We start from the raw sequence: 22,340 nt of genomic DNA on the forward strand, positions 1-22,340 counted from the left end.
GCTGCAGCCATGAAAGTACTCATCAATGGCCGCAACGGCCAGGTCTCGCATGAGCTGCAACGGCGGCTGGGGGCTGTCGGCGAACTGATCGTATTGGGTCGCGATCAGCTCGATCTCGCGCAACCCGATCAGATTCGCCGCCAGGTGCAAAACGTCAGGCCCGACCTGATCATCAACGCGGCGGCCCATACCGCGGTTGACCTGGCAGAAAGCGAGCCGCAAGCAGCCTTTGCCATCAACGCAATCGCTCCCGGCATCCTCGCCGAAGAGGCGCTGGCTCTGGACATTCCGTTGATACATTACTCCACGGACTATGTTTTCGACGGGTTGAAAGCCGGCCCCTACAACGAGGACGACACACCCAATCCGCTCGGGGTATACGGCAAGAGCAAGCTGGCCGGTGAACAGGCCATCAAGGACGTGCAAGGCAGACACCTGATCCTGCGTACCAGTTGGGTCTATTCAACCCATGGCCGCAACTTTCTGCTGACGATGCAGCGCTTGCTGCAAGAGAAACCGGAATTACGCGTAGTCGCCGATCAAATCGGAGCCCCTACCTGGGCCGGCACAATCGCCAACAGCACCCTTGCACTGATTGAGCGCTGGCGGGCGAACGAGGTGGCCAACTGGGGCACTTATCACCTTAGCGCTCAAGGTGAGACCTCCTGGTTCGGCTTCGCCCAGGCAATCGGCGAAGCATTGCGACAACAGGGCAAGCCCTGCGCCACCCTGTTACCGATCCCGTCCAGCGACTACCCGACGCCTGCTGCCCGGCCGCTCAACTCGCGTCTGGATTGCAGTCGCTTGCAACGCGATTGGGGCGTCAGTCAACCTGACTGGCAGACGGCGCTGCGAGAGTGCCTGGCCGAACAGACCTGAACATCAACGGCAGCCCGCACCTGACTTGAAATACGACGTACCCGCATCGCAGCGGCGTCGTGTAGCAGACAGGCGGGCTTGCTCGCGAAAGCGGCATTTGCAGCAACGACGCCCCCGACTGACGCACAAAATTCGCACAATCAGTCGCGAACATCTCCGATACGACGCCTTTCAGCCCATTACGACGCACCCTGGCGAAATGGCACGCCCACTGCACCGGCCTCCCCCCGAGCGTTCCAAACCACTCAGGGAGCAAGCGCATGAACACACAACTCAAACCCACGCTGGGCACGTTGCATCTGTGGGGTATTGCCGTCGGGCTGGTGATTTCCGGGGAATATTTCGGCTGGAGTTATGGCTGGGGCGTGGCCGGGACCTTGGGCTTTCTGGTGACCTCTTTCATGGTCGCCACGATGTACACCTGCTTCATCTTCAGTTTCACCGAGCTGACCACCGCCATTCCTCATGCTGGAGGCCCCTTTGCCTACAGCCGTCGCGCGTTTGGGGAAAAAGGCGGATTGATCGCCGGCCTGGCGACATTGATCGAATTCGTCTTCGCCCCACCGGCGATTGCCCTGGCCATCGGCGCCTATCTCAATGTCCAGTTTCCAGCCCTGGACCCGAAACACGCGGCAGTCGGTGCCTACATCCTGTTCATGGGTCTCAACATCCTCGGCGTGAAACTGGCGGCGACCTTCGAGCTGGTGGTCTGCGTGTTGGCAGTCGCTGAATTGCTGGTGTTCATGGGCGTGGTCGCGCCGGCGTTCAGCTTCAGCAACTTCGCCCTCAATGGCTGGGCCGGCAGCGACGTGTTCGGCGCTCCGGCGATCGCCGGCATGTTCGCGGCGATCCCCTTTGCCATCTGGTTCTTCCTGGCCATCGAAGGCGCCGCCATGGCCGCCGAAGAAGCCAGGGACCCGAAACGCACCATTCCCAAGGCCTACATCAGCGGTATTTTGACTTTGGTGCTGCTGGCGATGGGCGTGATGTTCTTCGCCGGTGGCGTCGGCGACTGGCGCACCCTGTCGAACATCAACGACCCGCTGCCCCAGGCGATGAAAACCGTGGTCGGCGAAAGCTCGGGCTGGCTGCACATGCTGGTGTGGATCGGCCTGTTCGGCCTGGTGGCGAGTTTCCACGGCATCATCCTTGGCTATTCACGCCAGTTCTTCGCCCTCGCCCGCGCCGGCTACCTGCCGGCGTCCCTGGCCAGATTGTCGCGCTTCCAGACGCCGCACCGGGCGATCATCGCCGGCGGCGTGATCGGCATCGCGGCGATCTACAGCGACGGTTTGATCAACCTCGGCGGCATGACGCTGACGGCGGCGATGATCACCATGGCGGTGTTCGGCGCCATCGTCATGTACATCATGAGCATGCTCAGCCTGTTCAAACTGCGCAAAACCGAACCAAACCTGGAGCGCACCTTCCACGCCCCGTGCTACCCGCTGGTGCCGTTCATTGCCCTTTTGCTGGCGGTGGTGTGCCTGGTGGCGATGGCCTGGTTCAACACCTTGATCGGCCTGATCTTCCTGGGCTTCATGGCCGCAGGTTTCGTGTACTTCACGCTCACCGCGCAATTGCGCGCCGACGCACCGGCGGACGCGATGCTGACCGGACATTGAATGCGTTCGGGTGAACCTTGAACAACAGGCATAGAATGGGGGTGATAGCGATGGAACTGCGACGAAACCCCGTCACTCAAAGTGCTATACGCGATCGGTTGGCGAACCCTCGTCGACCCGCCTGCTTTTCAAGGAGAGTCCTATGCCCTGGTATGCCTGGTTGATTCTGGTCGTTGCCATTGGCTCGATCGTTGGTGGTCTGATGATGCTGCGCGACACCGCCCACAAAGTCGAACTGACCGAAGAGCAACGTAAGCGCGTCGCCGAACGCAATGCGGAAATGGACGCCAAGGAAGCGCAGGACCGCTGAATGAAAACCCCGCCTTGGACGGCGGGGTTTGTTTTTGCGTGGCCTCCCCTGAAATCATGCCGCTTTGTACCCATATCGAAGCATCTGCATGCTTTTTAGAAGTAGAAGTACAGTCACCATGCAATTTTCATTGGTTAATATGGGCCGCATTGATGCGGAGATATCAGATGCGTTACTCGCAGGACCATAAAGCCCAGACCCACCAACGCATAATCAAGGAAGCTTCAGCGCGATTTCGACGCGACGGTATCGGCGCGACCGGGCTGCAGCCCCTGATGAAAGCACTGGGCCTGACTCACGGTGGCTTTTACTCGCACTTCAAGTCCAAAGACGAACTGGTAGAGAAAGCCTTGCAAGAGGCTGGCGCACAAGTCGACGAATTGTGCGCGCAAATCTTCGCCGAGGAGCATCCTCTCGAAGCCTTCATCGACGCTTACCTTTCCGAATGGCATCAAACCTCACCTCACGAGGGTTGCCCGCTGCCGACCATTTCTTCCGAACTGGGACTGCGTGGCCAACCGAGTCCGACCAGCGACGTCGTGCTCCAGGCGCGACTCGACCAGATCCGGCATACCCTTGACGGAGAGCGCACCGCCGACCGTAGCATCGTCATCATGTCGACGCTGGTCGGCGCCTTGCTGTTATCGCGCAGCGTGGCCGACGCCGGGTTTGCCCAACGGATTCTCGACGTCGCACGCGAACACCTCAAACACCCGCAGGATTAACCCTGCCAACGCTTGAACAGCACACTGGCATTGACCCCGCCAAATCCGAAGCCGTTGGACAACGCATATTCGATGGCCATCGGCCGTGCGCTGCCATGAACAATGTCCACGCCCTCAGCGGCAGGGTCCGGGTTTTCGAAATTGAGGGTCGCGGGCACGACCTGATCGCGGATCGCCAGCAGCGTAAAGATCGCTTCGAGTCCACCCGCTGCACCGAGCAAATGCCCGGTCGCCGACTTGGTCGATGTCACGGCAATGCCGTTTTGCGCCCCGAACAACGCCTTGATCGCCGCCAGCTCCCCCAGATCCCCCACCGGAGTCGAGGTTGCATGAGCATTCAGATGCTGGACCTGAGCCGGTGAAACACCGGCCTGTGCCAATGCCAACGACATCGCTCGCCGCGCACCGCTGCCGTCCTCGGGACCGGCGGTCAGGTGATAGGCATCGGCGCTGGTGCCGTAGCCGACCAGCTCCGCCAGGGGTTGGGCGCCCCGGGCCAGTGCATGGTCCAGAGACTCGATGACCAGCAGCCCGGCCCCTTCACCCATGACAAAGCCATCGCGACCACTGTCGAAAGGTCGTGAAGCTCGCTCAGGCGTGTCGTTGTAAGCGCTGGACAAGGCGCGAGCAGCCGCGAACCCGGCAAGGCTGACCCGATCGATCGCCGCTTCCGCACCGCCGCACACCGCGATATCCGCCTCACCCGCACGAATCATTCGCGCCGCGTCGCCAATCGCCTGAACCCCGGCGGCGCATGCCGTGACCGGCGCGCCCAATGGCCCCTTGAAGCCATGCTGGATCGACACATGACCGGCCGCGAGGTTGACCAGAAATGAAGGAATAGTGAATGGAGACAAACGCCTCGGACCACGGCTATCGGTGGTACGCACCGCGTCGGCAATCGCACCGAAACCGCCCACACCTGAACCGATGATGGTAGCCGTGCGCTCCTGGGCATTGGCATCCAGCGCCTGCCACCCGGCTTGCTCCAGCGCCTGACGCGCGGCTTCCATGGCGAACAGAATGAAGCGGTCCATCTTCTTCTGCTCCTTGGGTGGGGTCGCCCGGTCCGGATCGAAACCCGCCTGGGGATCATCAGCCAGCGTCGGCACCGCACCGCCGACCGTGGCCGGCAGATCGGCAACCACCGCATCCGGCAGATTGCGCAACCCCGAACGGCCGGCCAGCAGCCGCTCCCAGACCACTTCGACACCGCTTCCCAGCGGCGACACCAGGCCCATGCCTGTTACAACCACACGACGATCACTCATACCGCTCACACCTCGATCTGGTTGATGCCACTTACCGATAACGGGCAGCAGCCTTGCTTTTGGACAGGTTAGGCGCCATCACAAGACGCGCCGCCACGAACGCATTCCAATCCGCCGCATCGGGCAATGAAGGAATGGTGATCAATTCACCCTGATCCAGACCTGACAATGCAGCATCGACCATCTCACCCGCCTCCATCACCATGTCCGCAGGAATTTGTGACGCATCGATGCCGGAGCGCTCCCAGATCTCGGTTCGGGTCACACCGGGCAGCACCGCCTGGATCTTCACCCCGGTGCCGTCCAGTTCGGCGTTCAACGATTGAGTCAGGCTCAATACGTAGGCCTTGCTGGCGCTGTAGGTCGCGTTGAAACGCTCTGGAAACAAGGCCACCACCGACGCAATATTGATGATTGTGCCGCGCCCGGCCTTGGTAAAACCGGCTGCAGCCGCCGCGGCCAATCGCGTGACAGCGGTGATATTCAACTGAATCATTCGCTCCAGTTGGTCGAGATCGGCATTGGCCAAAAGCCCGTCCGCCGCCACACCGGCGTTATTGAGCAACAGACTGATACTCGAATCGCTGCGTAACCGCTGTTCGAGTTGCAGCACGTCTGCTTTTTGAGTCAGGTCCGCCTTCAGCACTTCAACCTTGATCCCATGGTCCGAGCGCAGTTTGCTCGCGGCCGCCTCCAGTCGCTGCTCGTCGCGCGCCACCAGCAATAAATCAAAACCACGGGCCGCCAACCGCTCGGCGTAAACCGCCCCGATGCCGGACGAAGCACCGGTGACAAGGGCCGTACCTTGGGATTGAACTGAATTCATGACGGTGCTCCTGAAGGATGCTAAGGGACGCCTGACACCAGGGCACGCCGGCGCAAGCGGTATTTATTATAGTCATAATCCAAAGGCAATATGATAGTCGTAATTTTAATTCTCGAGAAACGCTCGGCTCTCGTCGGTGACCCTGCCAGAATGAGAGTAGACCCTGAATGAACATGAAACCGCGCCGGGCCTATGCGATGGAATGAATGGTATGGCGGGCTAACCGATAAATGGTGAGGGAGGAACAAAGCGGATTAAGGGTACCGAGGGGACAGGGGGCGCATGGGTTGAACCAGTCCTTGAAGCTATCAAGCGAGGCCAGATCAGCCCTGGGCTCGTAATTGCGAGTGTTTCTCACCCTTGCTGTTTGGTAACAAATGCAGGAAAATCCAAAAAAATTTAACCAGATGTAAATTTTTCAACCTGGATGACGATAACTTTCCAGAAACATTTTTGGAGCGTCTGTCCAAACTTTCAGAGCGTGCGATGAATATTCCAGTAAATACAATTGATACTCCCCGACATGAAGTTGCTGAAGTAAAGGAGCTTATTGGTAGCCTCTGGAGCCAACGGCCGATTGTTTTACTGTTTACTGCACTGACTGTTACCGCCGCCATTGCTTATGCTCTATTGGCAACTCCGGAATATGAAGTCGAAACGACTGTTCGACCTGTTCCAATGGCAGACCTGGACGAGTTGAACGAGTCCGGACTTTACAAAATCCTGCCAAATGATGCGTTGAATAACGTTGGCTCATCTATGCAATCTTATGATGTCCGTCTGAAATTCTTCCAGGCCAACCCGCAGTTCCTTGCACCCTTGCAAGCACCAGGGCAATCCATTGAAGAAGCATTTGAAAAATTCAACGAAAAAGCATTTTCTCTTGAAAAAATCGACCCTAGAAAGAGCTCCAGCCTTACCGAAGCCGTTGGCCTTAGTCTCAGGTATCCTCAGGGTGTAGATGGCGTAGGCATCTTGAAAGCCTTTACCGACTACGTCGTCAAAACCGAGAAAGAAAAAGCTGCCGCAAACTTGAAAACACTCGTTGCCAACCGTATCGACAACGTGGAAAAGAAGCTGGAGTCAAAAAAATCGGTCTATGAGGCGGAAAGAGATTCAAAAATCGCCCACTTGCTGGAAAAAGACAAGTTAAAAAAGCAAACACTTCAAGACGAACTCAAAGCACTGCGTCAACAACTGCAAAGCCGCAGACAAAACCGTATCAAAGAACTTGATGAAGCCATCGTCATCGCCAAGAAACTCGGCATTGTAAAACCCACCACGCCCTCGGCGCTGGGAGATGGAGAGCAGGCACATCAGGGCAACATGATCCGCACTGAAGTCAACAATCAGAAAATACCGCTGTACTTCCTGGGACAGGCGGCACTGGAAGCAGAACGCGCCACCCTGGTAACTCGTAATTCCGATGACTTCACCGAGCCGCGTATTGATGAGATTCAAAAAGAACTCAGCCTGCTGGCTACAAACCGCGAAGCGGCACTTCTCAAAGAGCGGGATAATCCTGAGCTGTTTCTCAAGGACTTCGCAGACATTCGCGGAGAGTTGACTCACTTGAAACAGCTGAGTGTAAACTTCGATCAATTCAATCTGGTACAAGTTGATAAAGATGCGACAGCACCTCAAGCGCCTATAAAACCGAAGAAAGCCCTGATCGTCGGATTTGGCCTGGTCTTCGGACTCATACTCGGCGTGGGTGTCGCCATTCTGCGTCGTGCCCTGCTTTCAATGCATTCATCTCGTCGTTGATTGTCGAGGACTGCGCTTGCTCTGCAGGCGCAGTCTGACTTGAACCATTGCTTTAATACCCGCCTTTATCGTCGTAAAAACCAACATCGTTTTTTCGACGCCCTATCTTGTCCAACGCGATACGCCAAGAGCGGTTAACAGGCGACAACTTATTCGCGCAGTGTCTCTGGTGAAGTGGTCGCTTGATCATTCCCACTCAACCAGACATTGACGTTCTCGACACTTTCTTCCGACAACTTTCCGGCCCAGCGATTCAGGATAAAAAGGTTGGTTATAAAGTCGTACTGAGTCTTGAGCAGATCGCGACGTGCCGTGAACTCGTTCTGCACCGCAGTCAATACATCCACGGCATTGACCACGCCATAGGCGAATGCCTTTTCTGCCGCGATGCGCGACTGCTCGGCCGAAGCCAGTGCATTGCGATTGGCATGAATCTTTTCCACGCTTGAGTCTGCAGTCAAATACGCGTTAGTCGTTTCCTTGACCACCTGACGACGTGTCGCCACCAATTGCTGTTCTGCGGTGAGCTGATCCTGATACAACTGCCTGACCCGCGCGGACGTCGCACCACCGCTATAGATCGGAATCTGTACCCCCACACCCGCGACATAGCTATCGGTCTGCGGCGCCAACGAATTGTTGTAACCCTCGTTGGTCTGTTGTGCGCTCAGGTTCAGATTGACCGTGGGATAGTGCCCGCCCTTACCGGCGCGCAGGGCAGCCTCGGCAGCCTCCTGCGCATTTTCACTGGCCTTGATCGCCGGATTGTCGGCGATCGCCAAATTCACCCAACTCTCCAGGCTTTCGGCGGACACCTTCAATTCGACGTCATTACGCACACGGCTGAGCTTCTCTTTGACCGGCCGTCCGATAATCTCCGACAACGCAACCCGGCTCAGACTGGACTGGTTACGTGCTTCGACTTCCTGGGCGGCCAGCGAATCGACTCGAGCCTGGAGATCCAGCAAATCGGTAACCATTGCCATTTGTTTGCTGTAGAGCGCACTGACCCGGTCGAGGTTTTTCTGGGTAGCCCTGCGCTCGGCCTGCACCAGTTCAAGTTCATCATCGGCAGCCAATGCAGCGAAGTAACGCTGCGCAAGATCCACCGTGGCTTCGGCCTGAGCCTCCTTTGATTCGGAGTCCGCCTGCTTTGCCAGGCTTTTGAAGTGCTGGTAGTTTTCCCAGGCAGCCTTGTTATACAAAGGCTGGGTCAACCCCACCGAATAATTGCGGCTGTCGTAGGCCTCGTCGATCTGAATGTTGTTCTGTTTGATCCGGTTGAATCCGGCGTTAGCCGTCACCGAAGGCAACAGACTGCCAAATGCCTGGTTTTGCTGTTCGACCCCGGATTGCGCCTTGGAGTAAGAAGCGATCACCCGAGGGTCTTCCAGGCGTGACTCGCGGTACAACTGCATCAAGTCAACCGAGTAGTTCTGTTTACTGACCGAAGCCGTTGGCGGTGTCGTGATAGAGGACCGGGCGACGGGCGCTTCGGCGGCGTGGACAGGCAATGCCATCGAACCCATCACCAGGCAGGGAAACAGACGCACGATCACTCCTCGATCATCGACTGGGCGATAACGTTACGTGCCGGCTGCATCAAGTACTGCAGCATGGTGCGCTCTCCGGTGCTGATCAATACGTCTGCCGGCATGCCCGCCAACAGCTTGCGATCACCCAGTTTGCGCGCCCCTTCCCGAGTCACGCTGATCCGGGCCAGGTAATACGGCGCACTGGTTTTCTCGTTGATCAGGCGGTCGCCGGAAACACTGGTCACTCGACCTTCGATGACAGGCGTCGTGGCCGTGTTGAAGGCATTGAAGCGAATGTCCGCCAACTTGCCGACAGCGATTCGGTCGATGTCATTGGGCGAGACCTGCGCTTCGACCACCAGATCGGAAACCGATGGAACGATATCCAGCAAGGGCGTCGCGGGTCGCACAACGCCACCGATGGTGTGAACCGTCATGCCGATCACCATCCCGTCATCCGGAGCGCGGATAACCACCCTGCTCAGGCGATCCTCCAGCGCCGAGGCTTTTTCCTGCAAGTCATAGGCCTTGGTCTGGGTCTCTGCCAACTGCCTGGTAACGTCGGCGCTGAAGTCCTTGTCGATCTGCAGGATCTGCAACTGGGTTTCGTTGATCTGCAACCTGGTCTTGATGTTGGTCGAGCGGTGATCCGCCACTTCAGACTTGAGCAAGTCCAGCTTGCGTGCCTGTTCGAGCATGCGCTGTTTGTCGACAAAACCCTGGGCCAGCAATTCTTTCAATTCGGCAATTTCGCCGCTATAGGATTCCTGCAAGCTGGTCTTGGTACCGATCATGGTGTCGGTTCCCTTGATTTGCTGATTCAACTGACCAATACGCTCTTGCAGGACCGAGATTTGTCCAAGTCGCGAGCTACGCCTTGCGTTGAACACCTGAGTCTCGCCGTAACGCGCCTCGGCACCTCGCTGATTATCGGAAATGAGGTCCTTCGGGAATGCGATCGCCGGCAGGTCATCCCGCTCGGCGAGCAGGCGCGCCTCCATTGTCCTGGCAGCAATCAACTGGCTGCGGGTCATTTCGTATTCGGAGCGCAGTTGAGCGTCATCGAGCACGATGATCGGGTCGCCTTTTTTCACGACATCGCCATCATGGGCAAGCAGATCCTTGACGATGCCGCCCTCCAGATGCTGCACCGTCTTGCGATAGGTTTGCACGGTGACGACACCCGGCGCGTAAGCCGCGCCGTCCAGCGGAGCAAACGCCGCCCATCCGCCGAACAGGCCGAACGTCACCAATACAATGAGAAATCCTTTACGGCGTACGGATCTGTCGGACATGGGCAGATCTGCGAAAGTATCGGCAGGAGTAGTGAGCGTGCGGTTCATCGATAACTTCCTGTCAAACTTCGGTCGAAGCGACTTCTGTGCCTGCCCGTGCGCCAGGCTTTTGCTGGGCGGCCAATTGATTCGCGTTGAGTTGCGCGAGGACCTGATCCCGTGGGCCGTACAAACTGATCGTGCCGGCGTTCATCACCAGCAAGCGGTCAAGCTGGGCCAGAATCGAGGTCCGGTGGGCGATCACGAAAACCGTTGCCCCGGTGAGTTTTATCTGTTGCAGCGCCAACGCCAGCGCTCGCTCACCAACCTCGTCCAGGTGAGCGTTCGGCTCATCCAGCACGATAAGCCGCGGGCTGCCATAGATTGCCCGGGCCAACCCGATACGTTGCCGTTGCCCACCCGACAGATTGATGCCGCCCTCGCCGATGACCGTATCGTAGCCATCAGGCAGCATCAGAATCATTTCGTGGACACTCGCGGTCCTGGCCGCCAGCACGACTTTATCCGGATCCACGACACCAAAACGCGCGATGTTGTCGCTGATAGTGCCTTCGAACAATTCAATGTCTTGCGGCAAATACCCGAGGTGCGGTCCCAATTGGCTTTTGTCCCAATTGGCAATATCGGCAGTATCCAGACGGACGACGCCATGCTGTGGCTTCCATACGCCCACCAAGGCCTTGGCAAGCGTCGACTTGCCCGAGGCGCTTGGCCCGACGACACCGATCATTGCGCCTGCCGGTGCGTTGAAACCGATGCCTTTGATGATCGGGGTCTTTGCTCCGGGAGCACCCAGGGTAAGGTTCTCCACCGTCACATGACCGATTGGAGCGGGCAATTGCATACGCTCGGGTTCGGCTTTTTGCTGGTCGAGAATGCTGTTCAGGCGTGCGTATTGTGAGCGGGCGGCGATGAATCCTTTCCAACTGCCGATCATCAAGTCCAGAGGGGCCAGCGCTCGACCCAACAGCACTGAACCTGCGATTACCAGCCCGGCGTTGATCTCATGGCTAACCGCCAGATAAGCGCCGAGGCCGAGAATCAGTGATTGAACAAGCAGACGGAAAGTCTTGGATATCGACGTGATGATCCCGCTGCGATCGCTGGCTCGGGATTGCAGCAGCAGCACTCTCTTGTGCCGCAGACTCCAGCGCGACATGAGGGAGTCAAGCATGCCCATGGATTCGATCACTTCGGCATTGCGCAAATTCTTGTTGGTTTGCAGCGTCGAACCAATGCTCTCTTTATTGGCCGCTGCCAGAACCTTGCCCGTGGATTGCTCATTGATAATGGCCAGCGCCAGCAAGATCACCGCACAACCGATCGCCGTCCAGCCAAACCAGGGATGAAACAGGAACAGCACCGCGACATAGATCGGCAGCCACGGCGCATCAAAAAACGCGAACAGGCCATTCCCGGACATGAATTGGCGCAGCCCGGTCAGATCGCTGAGCGGCTGCGCCGACGCGTCCTGGCCACCGCTGTCCAGGGCCCGTTTGAAACTGGCCCTGTAGACATCCCGGCCCAGCAACACGTCGAGCCTGGTGCTGACACGAACCATGATCCGCGAGCGCACCCACTCCAGCAGGCCCATCGTCACCAGCAGGAAGGTCAGAATAAGGGTCAACATGGCCAATGTCGTCAGGCTGCCGCCCGTGACGACCCGCCCGTAGACCTGAAGCATGTAGAAGGTCGGGACCAACATCAGTGCGTTGATGAACAGGCTGAAAAAACCCACCGACATGAAACTGCTCCTGCAGGCCCTCAGGGCTTCCTGCAAGCTGTTTTCGGGTGTACTGCGTATCATCTCGGAACTGACAACCTGGCGTGTTGATCGGGGATTGCGGGGCGCGCGAGTGTATCACCTGAGTAACGTTTGCAGAATGAAATCGCCACCATCCTGGCTTTGCGATGTAGTCGACGAGCAGCGCTAGTCGTGCCGCTCTGAAGTGTCATAATTCCGCTATAGTCAGTATGGGTTATTTAACGCAGCGGCCAAATGACTGTAATATATGTGAAATTATTGGCCTGCAACGCCGTTTATAGAGCAATACGGATATAGGGAGCGGCCACCCAATCATTGCGGAGTCAATTTTGACCAACTATTTTTCTTTACTCGCCAATATCGTCCGACAAGAAGCAGCTGCAACGGGCATGCTGCTCCAGGATGTCGCCCGCGAACTACTGTCCAACAATACAACTCACTCGGATGGCGCCTGGTGGGCACTCCACGGCAATGACCCTTACTATAGCGCCGAGCAAATTTATAAAACCGTCACAGGCGACCCGACTGCCGAACGCGCAGAACTTCTGTGCGGCAACATGGTTAACGTATTCAGCGGCCTCTGTGCGGAGCTTGGCCTGCAAAAACGCACCATCTGGACGTACTCAGACTCCCAGGGATTCTTCCAGGGACATACGTACCTTGAAATTTTCAATACCACAACCAACAAGTGGGAAATCCAGGACGCGGACTATAACGTCTATTACACCGACGTTCGCACGGGCGAGCGTGTCGGTGTCAAAGACATGATGAACGCAGACGATATTGAAAATTTCATTCCTCATAATGCCAGTGTATCCGGATGGTCGGACACCGGTGCAGAAGGTTTGCGCCTGGCCAATCTCTATGCAGCGCAAGTAATCACTACGGAGCATAAGCTCTATACCAGTAGCGACAGTCTGAGCGACACCTTGCTGGCCAGCATTGCCAACTCACTTGGTGGAGTTTTTGACTATACGGTAGTAGCCGCTCCGGGCAATCCAACCGTCACGCACTTTACCGATAGCAACGCAACCACCGAAAACTCACGAGCCACGATCACAGGGACCGCGGGCGCGGACTTCATTTCATATGACGGCAGTTCGATCAGCCCGGTGTTCGCCAATCTGATCGGAGGAGAGGGTAATGACACGCTTGCCCTACATTTTTCCGCTGGTCAACTTTATGGCAATGCAGGCAATGACGTCCTGATTGGCGGACAGCGAGCGGATCTCCTGGTCGGCGGTACAGGTGATGACTACATGTCCGGCGGAGCCGGTGCAGACCAGTACGCGTTTTCCAAGGGCGACGGCTTCAACGACGTCGTCGATAGTTTCGGCGTAGGAGCAGATCAACTCGTTTTCCTCGGCGTCAGCGGTGCCGGCGGTACAGGCCGCACACAAATTTCGCAAAGTGATTTCAACTTGCGGGTCGATCAGACAATAACCGATGACGGTGTCTATCTTCGTTATGACATCGATGGCGATGTACGTTTTGATGGAGGGATGTTGCTCGAAGGCCGTACGACTCTGCTCACCGCCAGCGATGCTACTTTTATTTTCAACGCTGACCCGCTCAAAGACTTCACCACCATTTCTGTCGCTAGCAATCCTGGTTACGGGTACGCCGAACAAATCTTCGGCGGCAGCTCGGCAGACAAGATCCTCTACACCGGTACCTCAGGCGCCATACTGGCTGGCAGTGTCAGCGGCGTAAACAGCGGCAATGACGTCATCCAGTCTCGTTCGGATGCAAATTGCTCGCTGAACGGTCACGATGGCAACGACGTAGTGATTGGAGGTAACGGAAGCGACTTCATCGTCGGCGGTACCGGTAACGACCTGTTGATCGGCGGAAACGGTCACGACTTCTTCACATTCACCGCGGGCTCGGGCTCAGACATTATCCAGGACTTCAAACAAGGTGAAGACACCCTGTATATCTACGGCTGGACGGCTTCTACCAAGGCTGTGACGCAAACGCTGCAAGACAACGGGCTGGTTGTGACTTTCGACACCGCCGGCGATGGCGCTCACGGTGGCAATATCACGCTACTTGGCCAGACGACCTTGCTGAACAATGCCGACATGTTGTTTGCCTGAGTTCGGGTGATCAGCCCATCGGGCATTAGTTTTTCCAAAGAAAAAGGCCGATCAATGATCGGCCTTTGTCGTTTCTATATCACCTCAGTTCACTTCGATCCTGTCGCGGTTTCGGTCCAGAATCGCTTTGCCGATGCCCGTCACTTCCAGCAACTCGTCAACGGACGCAAACGCACCGTTACTTTCACGATAAGCAACAATCGCTTTGGCTTTGGCCTCGCCCACTCCAATCAACTCCCGTTGCAGCGTAGGTGCATCAGCACTATTGAGATCGACTTTGCCGGATTGCGCCTTGGCGGCGACATCCTGCACCAACGGCGCTTTCATGACCTCAGGTGCGTTGACAGGTGCGGCGATTGCCGTAAGAGAGGTACTGGCGAGAAGGGCGAAAACCAGAGAATGGAAACTGCTTGTACGCATTAGTGAAGCTCCATGCCGTCGTTTGAGAAAGCAGCTTTCCGAAGCTGCTCTCCAAACTTAGGCCATGACATCGAGCTGTCAAAAATGTGTACGTTACTGGATATGAAACAATCAGGGTTCCAGGCGGCGCTGCTGGTAGATCCAGTCGACAATCTCACCGTCCGGGGTATAGCCGCTGACGGTGTCGCGCAACAATTGACGGACGCGCGCATAGTCGTCCTGATCCACTGCGGCAAGCAATTCGATCAGCTTGACCTTCAGCACATCCCAGGACAGATGATCCTCGTTGGCCGTCATGATCATCGGGTGCTGAGTGGCCGCCACGTTGTCACCAATCAGCAACTCTTCGTAAAGCTTCTCACCCGGACGCAGCCCGGTGAACTCGATAGCGATGTCGCCATGCAGGTTCTTTTCCGAGCGCACACTCAGTCCGGACAAATGGATCATCTTCTCGGCCAGCTCGACAATCTTCACGGGCTCCCCCATGTCGAGGACAAATACATCACCGCCCTGCCCCATGGAACCCGCCTGAATCACCAACTGCGCCGCTTCCGGGATGGTCATGAAGTATCGAGTGATCTTCGGATGCGTGACCGTCAGCGGACCGCCCGACTTGATCTGCTTGTGGAACAACGGAATGACCGAACCTGACGACCCCAGAACGTTACCAAACCGCACCATCGTGAAGCGCGTTTTGTTCACGCGTGAAACATTGCTCGTATCACCGAACAACACCGGAGCCAACTCGCGACTCAACGCTTGCAGCGTCAACTCAGCAAGGCGCTTGGTGCTGCCCATGACATTGGTAGGTCGTACGGCCTTGTCGGTCGAAATCAGGACAAAGTTGGCCACTCCTGCCTGGAGCGCGGCCTGGGCCGTGTTAAGCGTGCCGATCACATTATTGAGCACACCTTCGGCAATGTTGTGTTCGACCATGGGCACATGCTTGTAGGCGGCGGCGTGATACACCGTGTCTACTCGCCAGGTTTTCATGACATCCAGCAACTTGTCGGGGTTGCGAACCGATCCGAGAATCGGCAGGAGACGGATCGACAGCGACTCTCGAGCGACCCGCTGCTCCAGCTCGGAAAGAATGGAATAAAGGTTGAACTCGCTGTGTTCAAACAGAAGAAGCGTTGTCGGGCGCAGCGCCAGAATTTGCCGGCAAAGCTCGGAGCCAATGGAGCCCCCGGCGCCCGTGACCAACACGGACTGCCCCGTGATGCAATGCTCAAGTAAATCAGCCTGGGCCGGGACGGCGTCGCGCCCCAGCAGGTCGGCAATATCTACTTCCTGGATATCGTCGACCTTGACCCGGCCGCTGGCCAGATCCATGAAACCCGGGACGCTTCGAACGTGCAGCGGAAAGCCTTCGAGAAACCCGAGAATCTCGCGACGGCGTCCACGGTTTGACGACGGAATTGCGAGGAGAATTTCCTGGGCACCGGTGTTATCGATCATCTGCTGGATGTGCTTGGGCTTGTACACCTGCAATCCGGAAATCACCCGGTCAGCGATTCCGCTATCGTCATCGATAAAGGCAACAGGCCGCATGACGCGCCCCATCCGCAAGGCTGCAACAAGTTGATTACCCGCCGCTCCCGCGCCGTAGATCGCCACTTTCGGCAGACCGTCATCCCGGCTGGTGAACGGGACGTGCTGGGCGGCGCTGAACCAGTCGCCCATAAAGTACTGACGCATGGCCAGGCGCAGACCGCCGATCATGATCAGGCTCAACCACCAGTAGTTGAAAATGATCGAGCGCGGAACGACGTTTTGATGATTGCTGTACCAGTACACCACGACGCCAAGTATCAGGGACGATAGTGTCACCGCCTTGATAATGGCAATGAGCGCGTCATTTCCAAAGTAGCGCATGACCGCACGGTACATGCCAAAGCGAACGAAAAGAGGAATGGCGATGACAGGTGCACTGACAAAAAGCCAGACATGCTGAGTGAACGGGTTGACCAGCTCGTCCAGCCCAAGTCGCACGACAAACGCCATCCACAGGGCACACCAGACCAGCGAAATATCAGTCAGGACCTGCAGAATGCGTTTATGTCGTCTTGGCAGACTTAACAACTTTGCCCGAATCTTATCCATAACCCCTCTAAACACCTGTCGAAGCTCCTAGCATTGATACAGCAACTGCAGCTTTCGGTAACTCACTTACCGACAAAGCAATACTCAAAAACCAATGCGTTCATCACGCCTTGCCAGCGATTTCCAACTCGCCCGCGTGAAACTTGAAAGCCAGCAACACCAGAGGCACGTAGGCCAGGACCACGCCTGCCACGCCATCGATATATTGCATGACGACCAATATAGCCACTGGCACTAACCACAACAAATTGATCGCAGCAATTGTCAGCGTGACCGCCCGATGGCTGCCATATTGTCGCGAAGCATACTGGTATCCATGGCTGCGATGGGCCTCATAAACCTTATCCCCACGCAACAGCCGACGAATGAGGGTAAAGGTGGCATCAACAATAAAGACGCCCAACAAAATGAGCCAGGCCCAGAGAAACAGTGGATTCGTCCATGCGGCATAGAGCGACATCACCGCCAGCACGATGCCCAGAAAACCACTGCCGGCATCGCCCATGAAAATCTTCGCTGGCGGGAAATTCCAGGCCAGGAAACCCGATACGGCCATCGCCAGCACCAGCGGAGCAATCGCAAGGCTGGTTTGGCCTGCGATCCAGTAGACCAGGCAAGCACCGACACAGGCACAAATCGCCTCGACGCTGGCCAGGCCATCAATGCCATCCATGAAGTTGTAGAGGTTGAGCATCCAGACCAGATAGAACGCACCGATGACATATCCGAACCAGCCGAGACTGAACTCGTAGCCGAACAGGTTGATCGGCGCCATCCCGCCAATCCAGATCAATGCCCAGATGGCACCCGCGAAATGCGCAAGCAGCCGCCAACGCGCGGCAATATGCCCATGATCGTCGAGAAACCCGATGATCGCGATCCAGCCGCCGGCCCCAAGCAGTGCCAACGCCATCGGCCAGGCGACCGCATCTGTCCAGGCCAGGACTGGCAAGGCGATCAGAAAGCTCAGGACAATAGCCACACCACCACCCCGGGGGGTCGGGACCGAATGTGAGCTACGTGCATTAGGAATATCAATCAAGCTGCGTGCCAGCGCGTATTTGCGCAATGCACCGGTGCCCAAGAATGAAACACCCACCACCAACGCCAACAACCATATCGTGTTCAAAGGTCAACTTCCTGAAACTGCCACAATCAATTCTGCAATTGAACCAGCACTGTCATAAGCCAGCTTAGCGCTGCCTTTCCTTGTAGTAGTTAGCAGCCGAGACAAGCGCCTCATCGACGCTGATCGGAGGAGTCCAGCCCAGCAATTCTCGAGTCTTGCTTATATCGACGTGCAACGAACCGCACAGTCAGGCAAGGCGTGCCCACGAATAGCTGCCACCGGTTCCAGATCGTCAGAGGCCGCAAAACGACCCAATACCGCGCGATCTATGAAACCCGTAGCACCAGTCAATAAAACACGCACTTTTCAAACCTGGACGACGCTCAGGATTTGGACCAGACAGTACGATTGATGTAGTCGGTATAACTTAGCACGACCCGAACGACCTGCTTCGATACAGGACCTGCCTGGTAATCCCTGACGACCGGGATAACGCGCTGACTACGATCATGTTGGCTGGTTACCACACGCACGGCATCCAGAACGCCCTCCACTTTCAGGCCGCTCATGATGAGAGTGCCCTCATCCATCCCTTCCGGACGCTCGTGCGCATTACGAATGGTAATGGCGGGCAGATTCAGAAGAGAGGCTTCTTCGGTGATGGTGCCGCTATCGGACAGCACGCAGAACGCCGACATCTGCAACTTGATGTAGTCGAGCAGACCAAATGGCTTCGAGAAGCGAATCAGGGGGTGGTCCAGCGATTCGCCTATCGCTTCCAGACGTTTGCGCGTACGAGGATGCGTGGAAACGATAATAGGGTACTGGTATTTGTCGGCCAGGGCGCGCAGCGTTTTGAGCAAGTCGCGAAGGTTTTCCGGCGTATCGACGTTTTCCTCACGATGAGCACTGATGATGAAGAACTTGTCCTGCTCCAGGCCTTCTCGCGCCAGCACGTCGGAAGTGAGGATTTTCGGCATGTAGTAGTCGAGCACCTCCTCCATATGCGAGCCGGTCTTGATGATGGTTTCTGGACGAATGCCTTCAGCGATCAGGTAACGCCGGGCATGCTCGGTCAGGACCATATTGATGTCGCTGAGGTGATCGAGCACCTTGCGGTTCAACTCTTCAGGGACGCGCTGGTCAAAACAGCGGTTGCCGGCTTCCATATGGAACACCGGAATCTTGCGGCGCTTGGCGGCAATGACGGCCAGACAGGTATTGGTATCGCCGTAGAGCAGAAGTGCATCAGGCTTTTCGGCCTCAAATACTTCATCCGCCTTGGAAATGACTTCGGCGATGGTCTTGGCAGCAGTATCGCCCGCAGCACCCAGGAAGTAATCAGGCTTGCGAATTTCGAGATCATCGAAAAAAACCTGATTCAATTCGAAGTCATAGTTTTGACCTGAGTGAACCAACACATGATTAACCTGCTTATCAAGCTCGGCAATGACGCGGCTCATCTTGATAAGTTCTGGTCGCGTACCAACCAGCGTCATGACCTTAAGCATTAAGTTGCTCCTGAATGTATTCCAGGTTCAAAAGAAGTTTCTTCACGCCTTCAACATCCAGACGCTCAGTATTGTGCGAGGTGTAATCGTCCAGATCGGAAATTTCCTGCTCGCCTTCAACAAAGAACTTCTTGTAGTTCAGGTCACGATTGTCCGAAGGAATGCGGTAGTAACGCCCCATGTCTTGGGCTTTGGCCATTTCTTCGCGAGAGATCAGCGACTCGTAAAGTTTTTCGCCATGACGGGTGCCAATGACCTTGACGGTATTGTCGCGAGCAAAGAGCTCCTTGAGCGCTTGCGCCAGGTCCGCCACTGTCGAGGCAGGTGCTTTCTGGACGAAAATATCACCTTGCTCGGCGTGTTCGAATGCGTGCAGAACCAGATCGACAGAATCCTCGAGCGACATCAGGAAGCGTGTCATGTTCGGGTCGGTAACAGTCAGCGACTCGCCGCTCTGCAGCTGGTTGATGAACAACGGGATCACCGAACCTCGCGAAGCCATGACATTACCGTAGCGGGTTGCGCAGATCACCGGGCCTTTAGCCGGGATCATCCGCGACTTGGCAACCATCAGCTTCTCAGCCATGGCCTTGGAAATACCCATGGCATTAATCGGATAGACAGCCTTGTCGGTACTCAGTACAACGACACGTTGCACACCCGAAGCAATGGCCGCATTCAAAACGTTTTCGGTACCCATGACGTTGGTACGCACGGCTTCCATCGGGTAAAACTCGCAGGAAGGTACCTGCTTCAGGGCCGCGGCGTGGAAAATGTAATCCACACCCACCATGGCCTGATCAAGGCTATCGCGATCACGTACGTCACCGATGTAGAACTTCACTTTGTCATTGGACAAAGCAATGCGCATGTCTTCCTGCTTTTTCTCGTCACGGCTGAATACGCGAATCTCTTTTACGTCGGTATCCAGAAAACGCTTCAACACCGTATGGCCAAACGAGCCCGTACCGCCCGTGATCATCAAAACCTTATTATCAAACATAACGACCTTCCCAAACCTGATTGAATTTAATGATCAACGCAACGCGCGCATCGATTTAACCAATTCCAACCATGAAGGTGGAACGTAACCGGTTGCAGCCTGAAACTTCGAGGAGTCCAGTGAGCGATCTATAGAAAGTTGACTGTCCGCGATGATATCGATTTCCTTTTCGTAAACTTCCGCTACCAGTTTCAGAAGAGACAACTTGTCAATCGGAGCCACCGATACATGGTAAAGGCCATGAAGCTCCGGATTCGGTATTACGTAGTCGCGAATGACACGTGCCAGTTCCGCAGTAGGCAACCCCGAAAAAATGGCCTTTTCATAGCCTTTAACGGCGCCATTCTGGGAAAGAAACCAGTCCACCAGCGAATACTGGCTTCCCAATTCGTGGCCAATGATGGAGGTCCGCAGGGTGATCGCATTCGATTCAGCATGTAGCTCGCCAATATACTTCGACTTACCGTAGAGATCTTCCGCGTCGGAGATATCCTCTTCGGTGTACGAACCCTTGCGACCGGAGAACACGCAATCGGTGCTGATGTGAATCAGGCGTGCCCCGGACAGAGCGCACAGCTTGGCAATGCGGTGCGGTAACATCGCATTGATCGGCAGAGCCGACAGAGGATCCTTGGCATCAGCCAGCTGCTTGATCAACCCAACGCAGTTGATGACGACATCCGGCTTGACCCGTGCCAGTACCGAAACCAGGGAATCATGGTCAAGCACGTCAACATTACTGATCAACGAAGCGTGGGTGTCTTCAGAAAAGTATCTGGCGCCATTCGGGTTGCGCAATGTGCCCCACACCTCAAGGTGCGGGATTCCGTGGAATTGCCTGAACACCGTGCTACCCAGCATTCCGGTGACCCCTAACACAAGAACCTTCATTTTGACCTGCCTTTCAATTCGTTAATCCTGCTGTGGAGAAGCTCGACCAGGCGCTGGCTTTGCCGCTCCATTTCGAAATGCTCGAGGTAGTACGCTCGCCCTGACTGCCCCAACGATTCCCGTTGTTCCAGAGTCATGTGGAAAAGTTGTTCAATGCTGTTCGCCATACCTTCGGCGTCCTGCGCCGGACACGTCAGACCAGCCCCAGCCTCCTGAACGATGCGAGCGCCCTCGCCATCCAGTGCAGCAATGATGGGCCGCCCTGCTGCCAGGTAAGCCTGAACCTTACTGGGGATGGTATAGGAGAACGCCTCATTCTGCTTCAACGTCACTAACAAACCCGCTGCCCGGCTGAAAAAATGTGGCATTTCGCTCGCCGGGAAACGTCCGGCAAGGATGAGGTTGTCCAATGCTCGTGATTGCTTCTGACTTTCGATCCAGCTCAACATGCTGCCGCTGCCGACCAGAACAATTTTAAGGCCGGATAAACCGCGAAGCTTGTCCGCCACCTCGACGAGGGTTTCAACCGATTGGGCTGTCCCGAGGTTTCCGGCGAAAACGAGGCAGAAGTTATTCTCGAGCTCTGCAAGCAAGGGCGCGGGAATCCGGGTTTGCTCAGTACTTGGAGGCACGTCCTGATAGGAGTTGGGGTAATACACAATTTTACCCGGGTCAGCATAGCGGGAAACCGGCTCACGAAATGCTCGCGACTGAACCAGAAGCGTATCGGCGAACGCGTAAATGCCTCTCACCATCCAGCCCGCTAGACGCAGCGCTGTTTTGTTCTTGATGAATCCCGTTGCGCTCAGGCTCTCTGGCCACAGATCTTGAACCCATATAGTCAGATGGCTCTTGAGCTTCCACTTCAGATAAATGGCAGGGATGGCCGCCGTAATGGGAGACATTGCAAATACAAAGATCGCATCGAAATTTTCGCCTTTGACTGCACGCGGGTAGTATCTCAGCCCATTCACGACGAAAGATAAATAATTCAACAGCAGGTTTTTTGCGCCCGATGAACCACGAGGCCTGAGCGGTGCGCGACAGATCTTGACCGAAGATTCGTAGATTTCTTCCTGGTATCCAGAAGCACTGTAACCGTCGAATACAACTCCCTCCGGATAGTTTGGTTTCCCGGTGAGAACCTTTACGACGTGCCCCTGAGCAGTCAAATTCCTGACCAGATCATTAATAATAAAAAATTCCGGCCAAAAATATTGCGACACCACAAGAATTTTCATCT

General features: G+C 56.0%; 18 protein-coding genes and 1 pseudogene. 6 read left to right on the forward strand and 13 right to left on the reverse strand.

The window, feature by feature from the left end; translation table 11 throughout:
- Positions 1-9 precede the first annotated feature (9 nt).
- From rfbD to AC07YV_RS21565, 4 genes are all read left to right on the forward strand, one after another.
- Positions 10-879 (forward strand): dTDP-4-dehydrorhamnose reductase, encoded by an 870-nt coding sequence (gene rfbD / locus AC07YV_RS21550; protein WP_102700311.1) that lies wholly within the window; start codon positions 10-12, stop codon positions 877-879.
- A gap of 260 nt (positions 880-1,139) precedes the next feature.
- Positions 1,140-2,504 carry an ethanolamine permease gene (gene eat / locus AC07YV_RS21555; protein WP_102700310.1) on the forward strand — a complete coding sequence of 455 codons (1,365 nt, stop codon included), beginning with the start codon at positions 1,140-1,142 and terminating at the stop codon, positions 2,502-2,504.
- A 142-nt stretch (positions 2,505-2,646) separates the two neighbouring features.
- Entirely contained in the window at positions 2,647-2,814 is a 168-nt protein-coding gene (locus tag AC07YV_RS21560; protein WP_007973599.1) for a DUF2897 family protein, read from the forward strand.
- Positions 2,815-2,981: 167 nt separating this feature from the next.
- A complete protein-coding gene (locus AC07YV_RS21565; protein WP_102700309.1) occupies positions 2,982-3,539 on the forward strand; it encodes a TetR/AcrR family transcriptional regulator in 558 nt (185 codons plus the stop codon).
- On the opposite strand, the gene fabF is transcribed toward AC07YV_RS21565, so the two are convergent.
- Both fabF and AC07YV_RS21575 read right to left on the reverse strand, forming a co-directional pair.
- Entirely contained in the window at positions 3,536-4,810 is a 1,275-nt protein-coding gene (gene fabF / locus AC07YV_RS21570; protein WP_102700308.1) for a beta-ketoacyl-ACP synthase II, read from the reverse strand. The two genes, AC07YV_RS21565 and fabF, sit on opposite strands and share 4 nt — an antisense overlap.
- Positions 4,811-4,841: 31 nt before the next feature.
- Positions 4,842-5,636, reverse strand: a complete 795-nt coding sequence (locus tag AC07YV_RS21575; protein WP_102700307.1) for an SDR family NAD(P)-dependent oxidoreductase — start codon at positions 5,634-5,636, stop codon at positions 4,842-4,844.
- Positions 5,637-5,996: 360 nt separating this feature from the next.
- On the opposite strand from AC07YV_RS21575, the gene AC07YV_RS21580 reads away from it, so the two are divergent.
- Positions 5,997-7,403, forward strand: a complete 1,407-nt coding sequence (locus tag AC07YV_RS21580; protein ID WP_494990348.1) for a Wzz/FepE/Etk N-terminal domain-containing protein — start codon at positions 5,997-5,999, stop codon at positions 7,401-7,403.
- A gap of 149 nt (positions 7,404-7,552) precedes the next feature.
- Here AC07YV_RS21580 and AC07YV_RS21585 read toward each other — a convergent pair whose 3' ends face one another.
- The 3 genes from AC07YV_RS21585 to AC07YV_RS21595 are packed head-to-tail and all read right to left on the reverse strand — an operon-like array spanning position 7,553 to position 12,037.
- Complete coding sequence (locus AC07YV_RS21585; protein WP_494990350.1) at positions 7,553-8,923, reverse strand: TolC family outer membrane protein; 1,371 nt, start codon at positions 8,921-8,923, stop codon at positions 7,553-7,555.
- A gap of 35 nt (positions 8,924-8,958) precedes the next feature.
- Positions 8,959-10,281, reverse strand: a complete 1,323-nt coding sequence (locus tag AC07YV_RS21590; RefSeq protein ID WP_102700305.1) for an HlyD family type I secretion periplasmic adaptor subunit — start codon at positions 10,279-10,281, stop codon at positions 8,959-8,961.
- 13 nt (positions 10,282-10,294) lie between these two features.
- Positions 10,295-12,037, reverse strand: a complete 1,743-nt coding sequence (locus AC07YV_RS21595; RefSeq protein ID WP_102700346.1) for a type I secretion system permease/ATPase — start codon at positions 12,035-12,037, stop codon at positions 10,295-10,297.
- Between the two features lie 290 nt (positions 12,038-12,327).
- On the opposite strand from AC07YV_RS21595, the gene AC07YV_RS21600 reads away from it, so the two are divergent.
- A complete protein-coding gene (locus AC07YV_RS21600; protein ID WP_146025372.1) occupies positions 12,328-14,097 on the forward strand; it encodes a calcium-binding protein in 1,770 nt (589 codons plus the stop codon).
- Positions 14,098-14,181: 84 nt separating this feature from the next.
- Here the strand turns inward: AC07YV_RS21600 and AC07YV_RS21605 are convergent, their stop codons facing one another.
- The 8 genes and pseudogenes from AC07YV_RS21605 to AC07YV_RS21640 form a co-directional block, all read right to left on the reverse strand.
- Entirely contained in the window at positions 14,182-14,517 is a 336-nt protein-coding gene (locus AC07YV_RS21605) for a ComEA family DNA-binding protein (RefSeq protein WP_102700303.1), read from the reverse strand.
- 111 nt (positions 14,518-14,628) lie between these two features.
- On the reverse strand, positions 14,629-16,623 hold the full coding sequence (locus AC07YV_RS21610; RefSeq protein ID WP_102700302.1) for a polysaccharide biosynthesis protein: 1,995 nt from the start codon (positions 16,621-16,623) through the stop codon (positions 14,629-14,631).
- 103 nt (positions 16,624-16,726) lie between these two features.
- Positions 16,727-17,752, reverse strand: coding sequence for an MraY family glycosyltransferase (locus AC07YV_RS21615; protein ID WP_102700301.1), 1,026 nt, complete (start codon positions 17,750-17,752; stop codon positions 16,727-16,729).
- Positions 17,753-17,816: 64 nt separating this feature from the next.
- Positions 17,817-17,939, reverse strand: a pseudogene (locus AC07YV_RS21620) (NAD-dependent dehydratase); the annotation flags it as partial.
- A gap of 136 nt (positions 17,940-18,075) precedes the next feature.
- Positions 18,076-19,203: a non-hydrolyzing UDP-N-acetylglucosamine 2-epimerase gene (gene wecB / locus AC07YV_RS21625; RefSeq protein WP_015093996.1), complete on the reverse strand. Its 1,128-nt coding sequence runs from the start codon at positions 19,201-19,203 to the stop codon at positions 18,076-18,078.
- On the reverse strand, positions 19,196-20,206 hold the full coding sequence (locus AC07YV_RS21630; RefSeq protein WP_102700300.1) for a polysaccharide biosynthesis protein: 1,011 nt from the start codon (positions 20,204-20,206) through the stop codon (positions 19,196-19,198). The genes wecB and AC07YV_RS21630 overlap by 8 nt, the downstream gene beginning before the upstream one ends.
- A gap of 33 nt (positions 20,207-20,239) precedes the next feature.
- On the reverse strand, positions 20,240-21,097 hold the full coding sequence (locus tag AC07YV_RS21635) for a dTDP-4-dehydrorhamnose reductase family protein (RefSeq protein ID WP_102700299.1): 858 nt from the start codon (positions 21,095-21,097) through the stop codon (positions 20,240-20,242).
- The gene (locus AC07YV_RS21640) at positions 21,094-22,338 is read right to left on the reverse strand and encodes a glycosyltransferase family 4 protein (protein WP_102700298.1); all 1,245 of its coding nucleotides are present in this window, start codon (positions 22,336-22,338) and stop codon (positions 21,094-21,096) included. Before AC07YV_RS21640 ends, AC07YV_RS21635 begins: the two co-directional genes overlap by 4 nt.
- Positions 22,339-22,340 lie beyond the last annotated feature (2 nt).

This window comes from Pseudomonas sp. GW456-E7, from assembly GCF_059424105.1.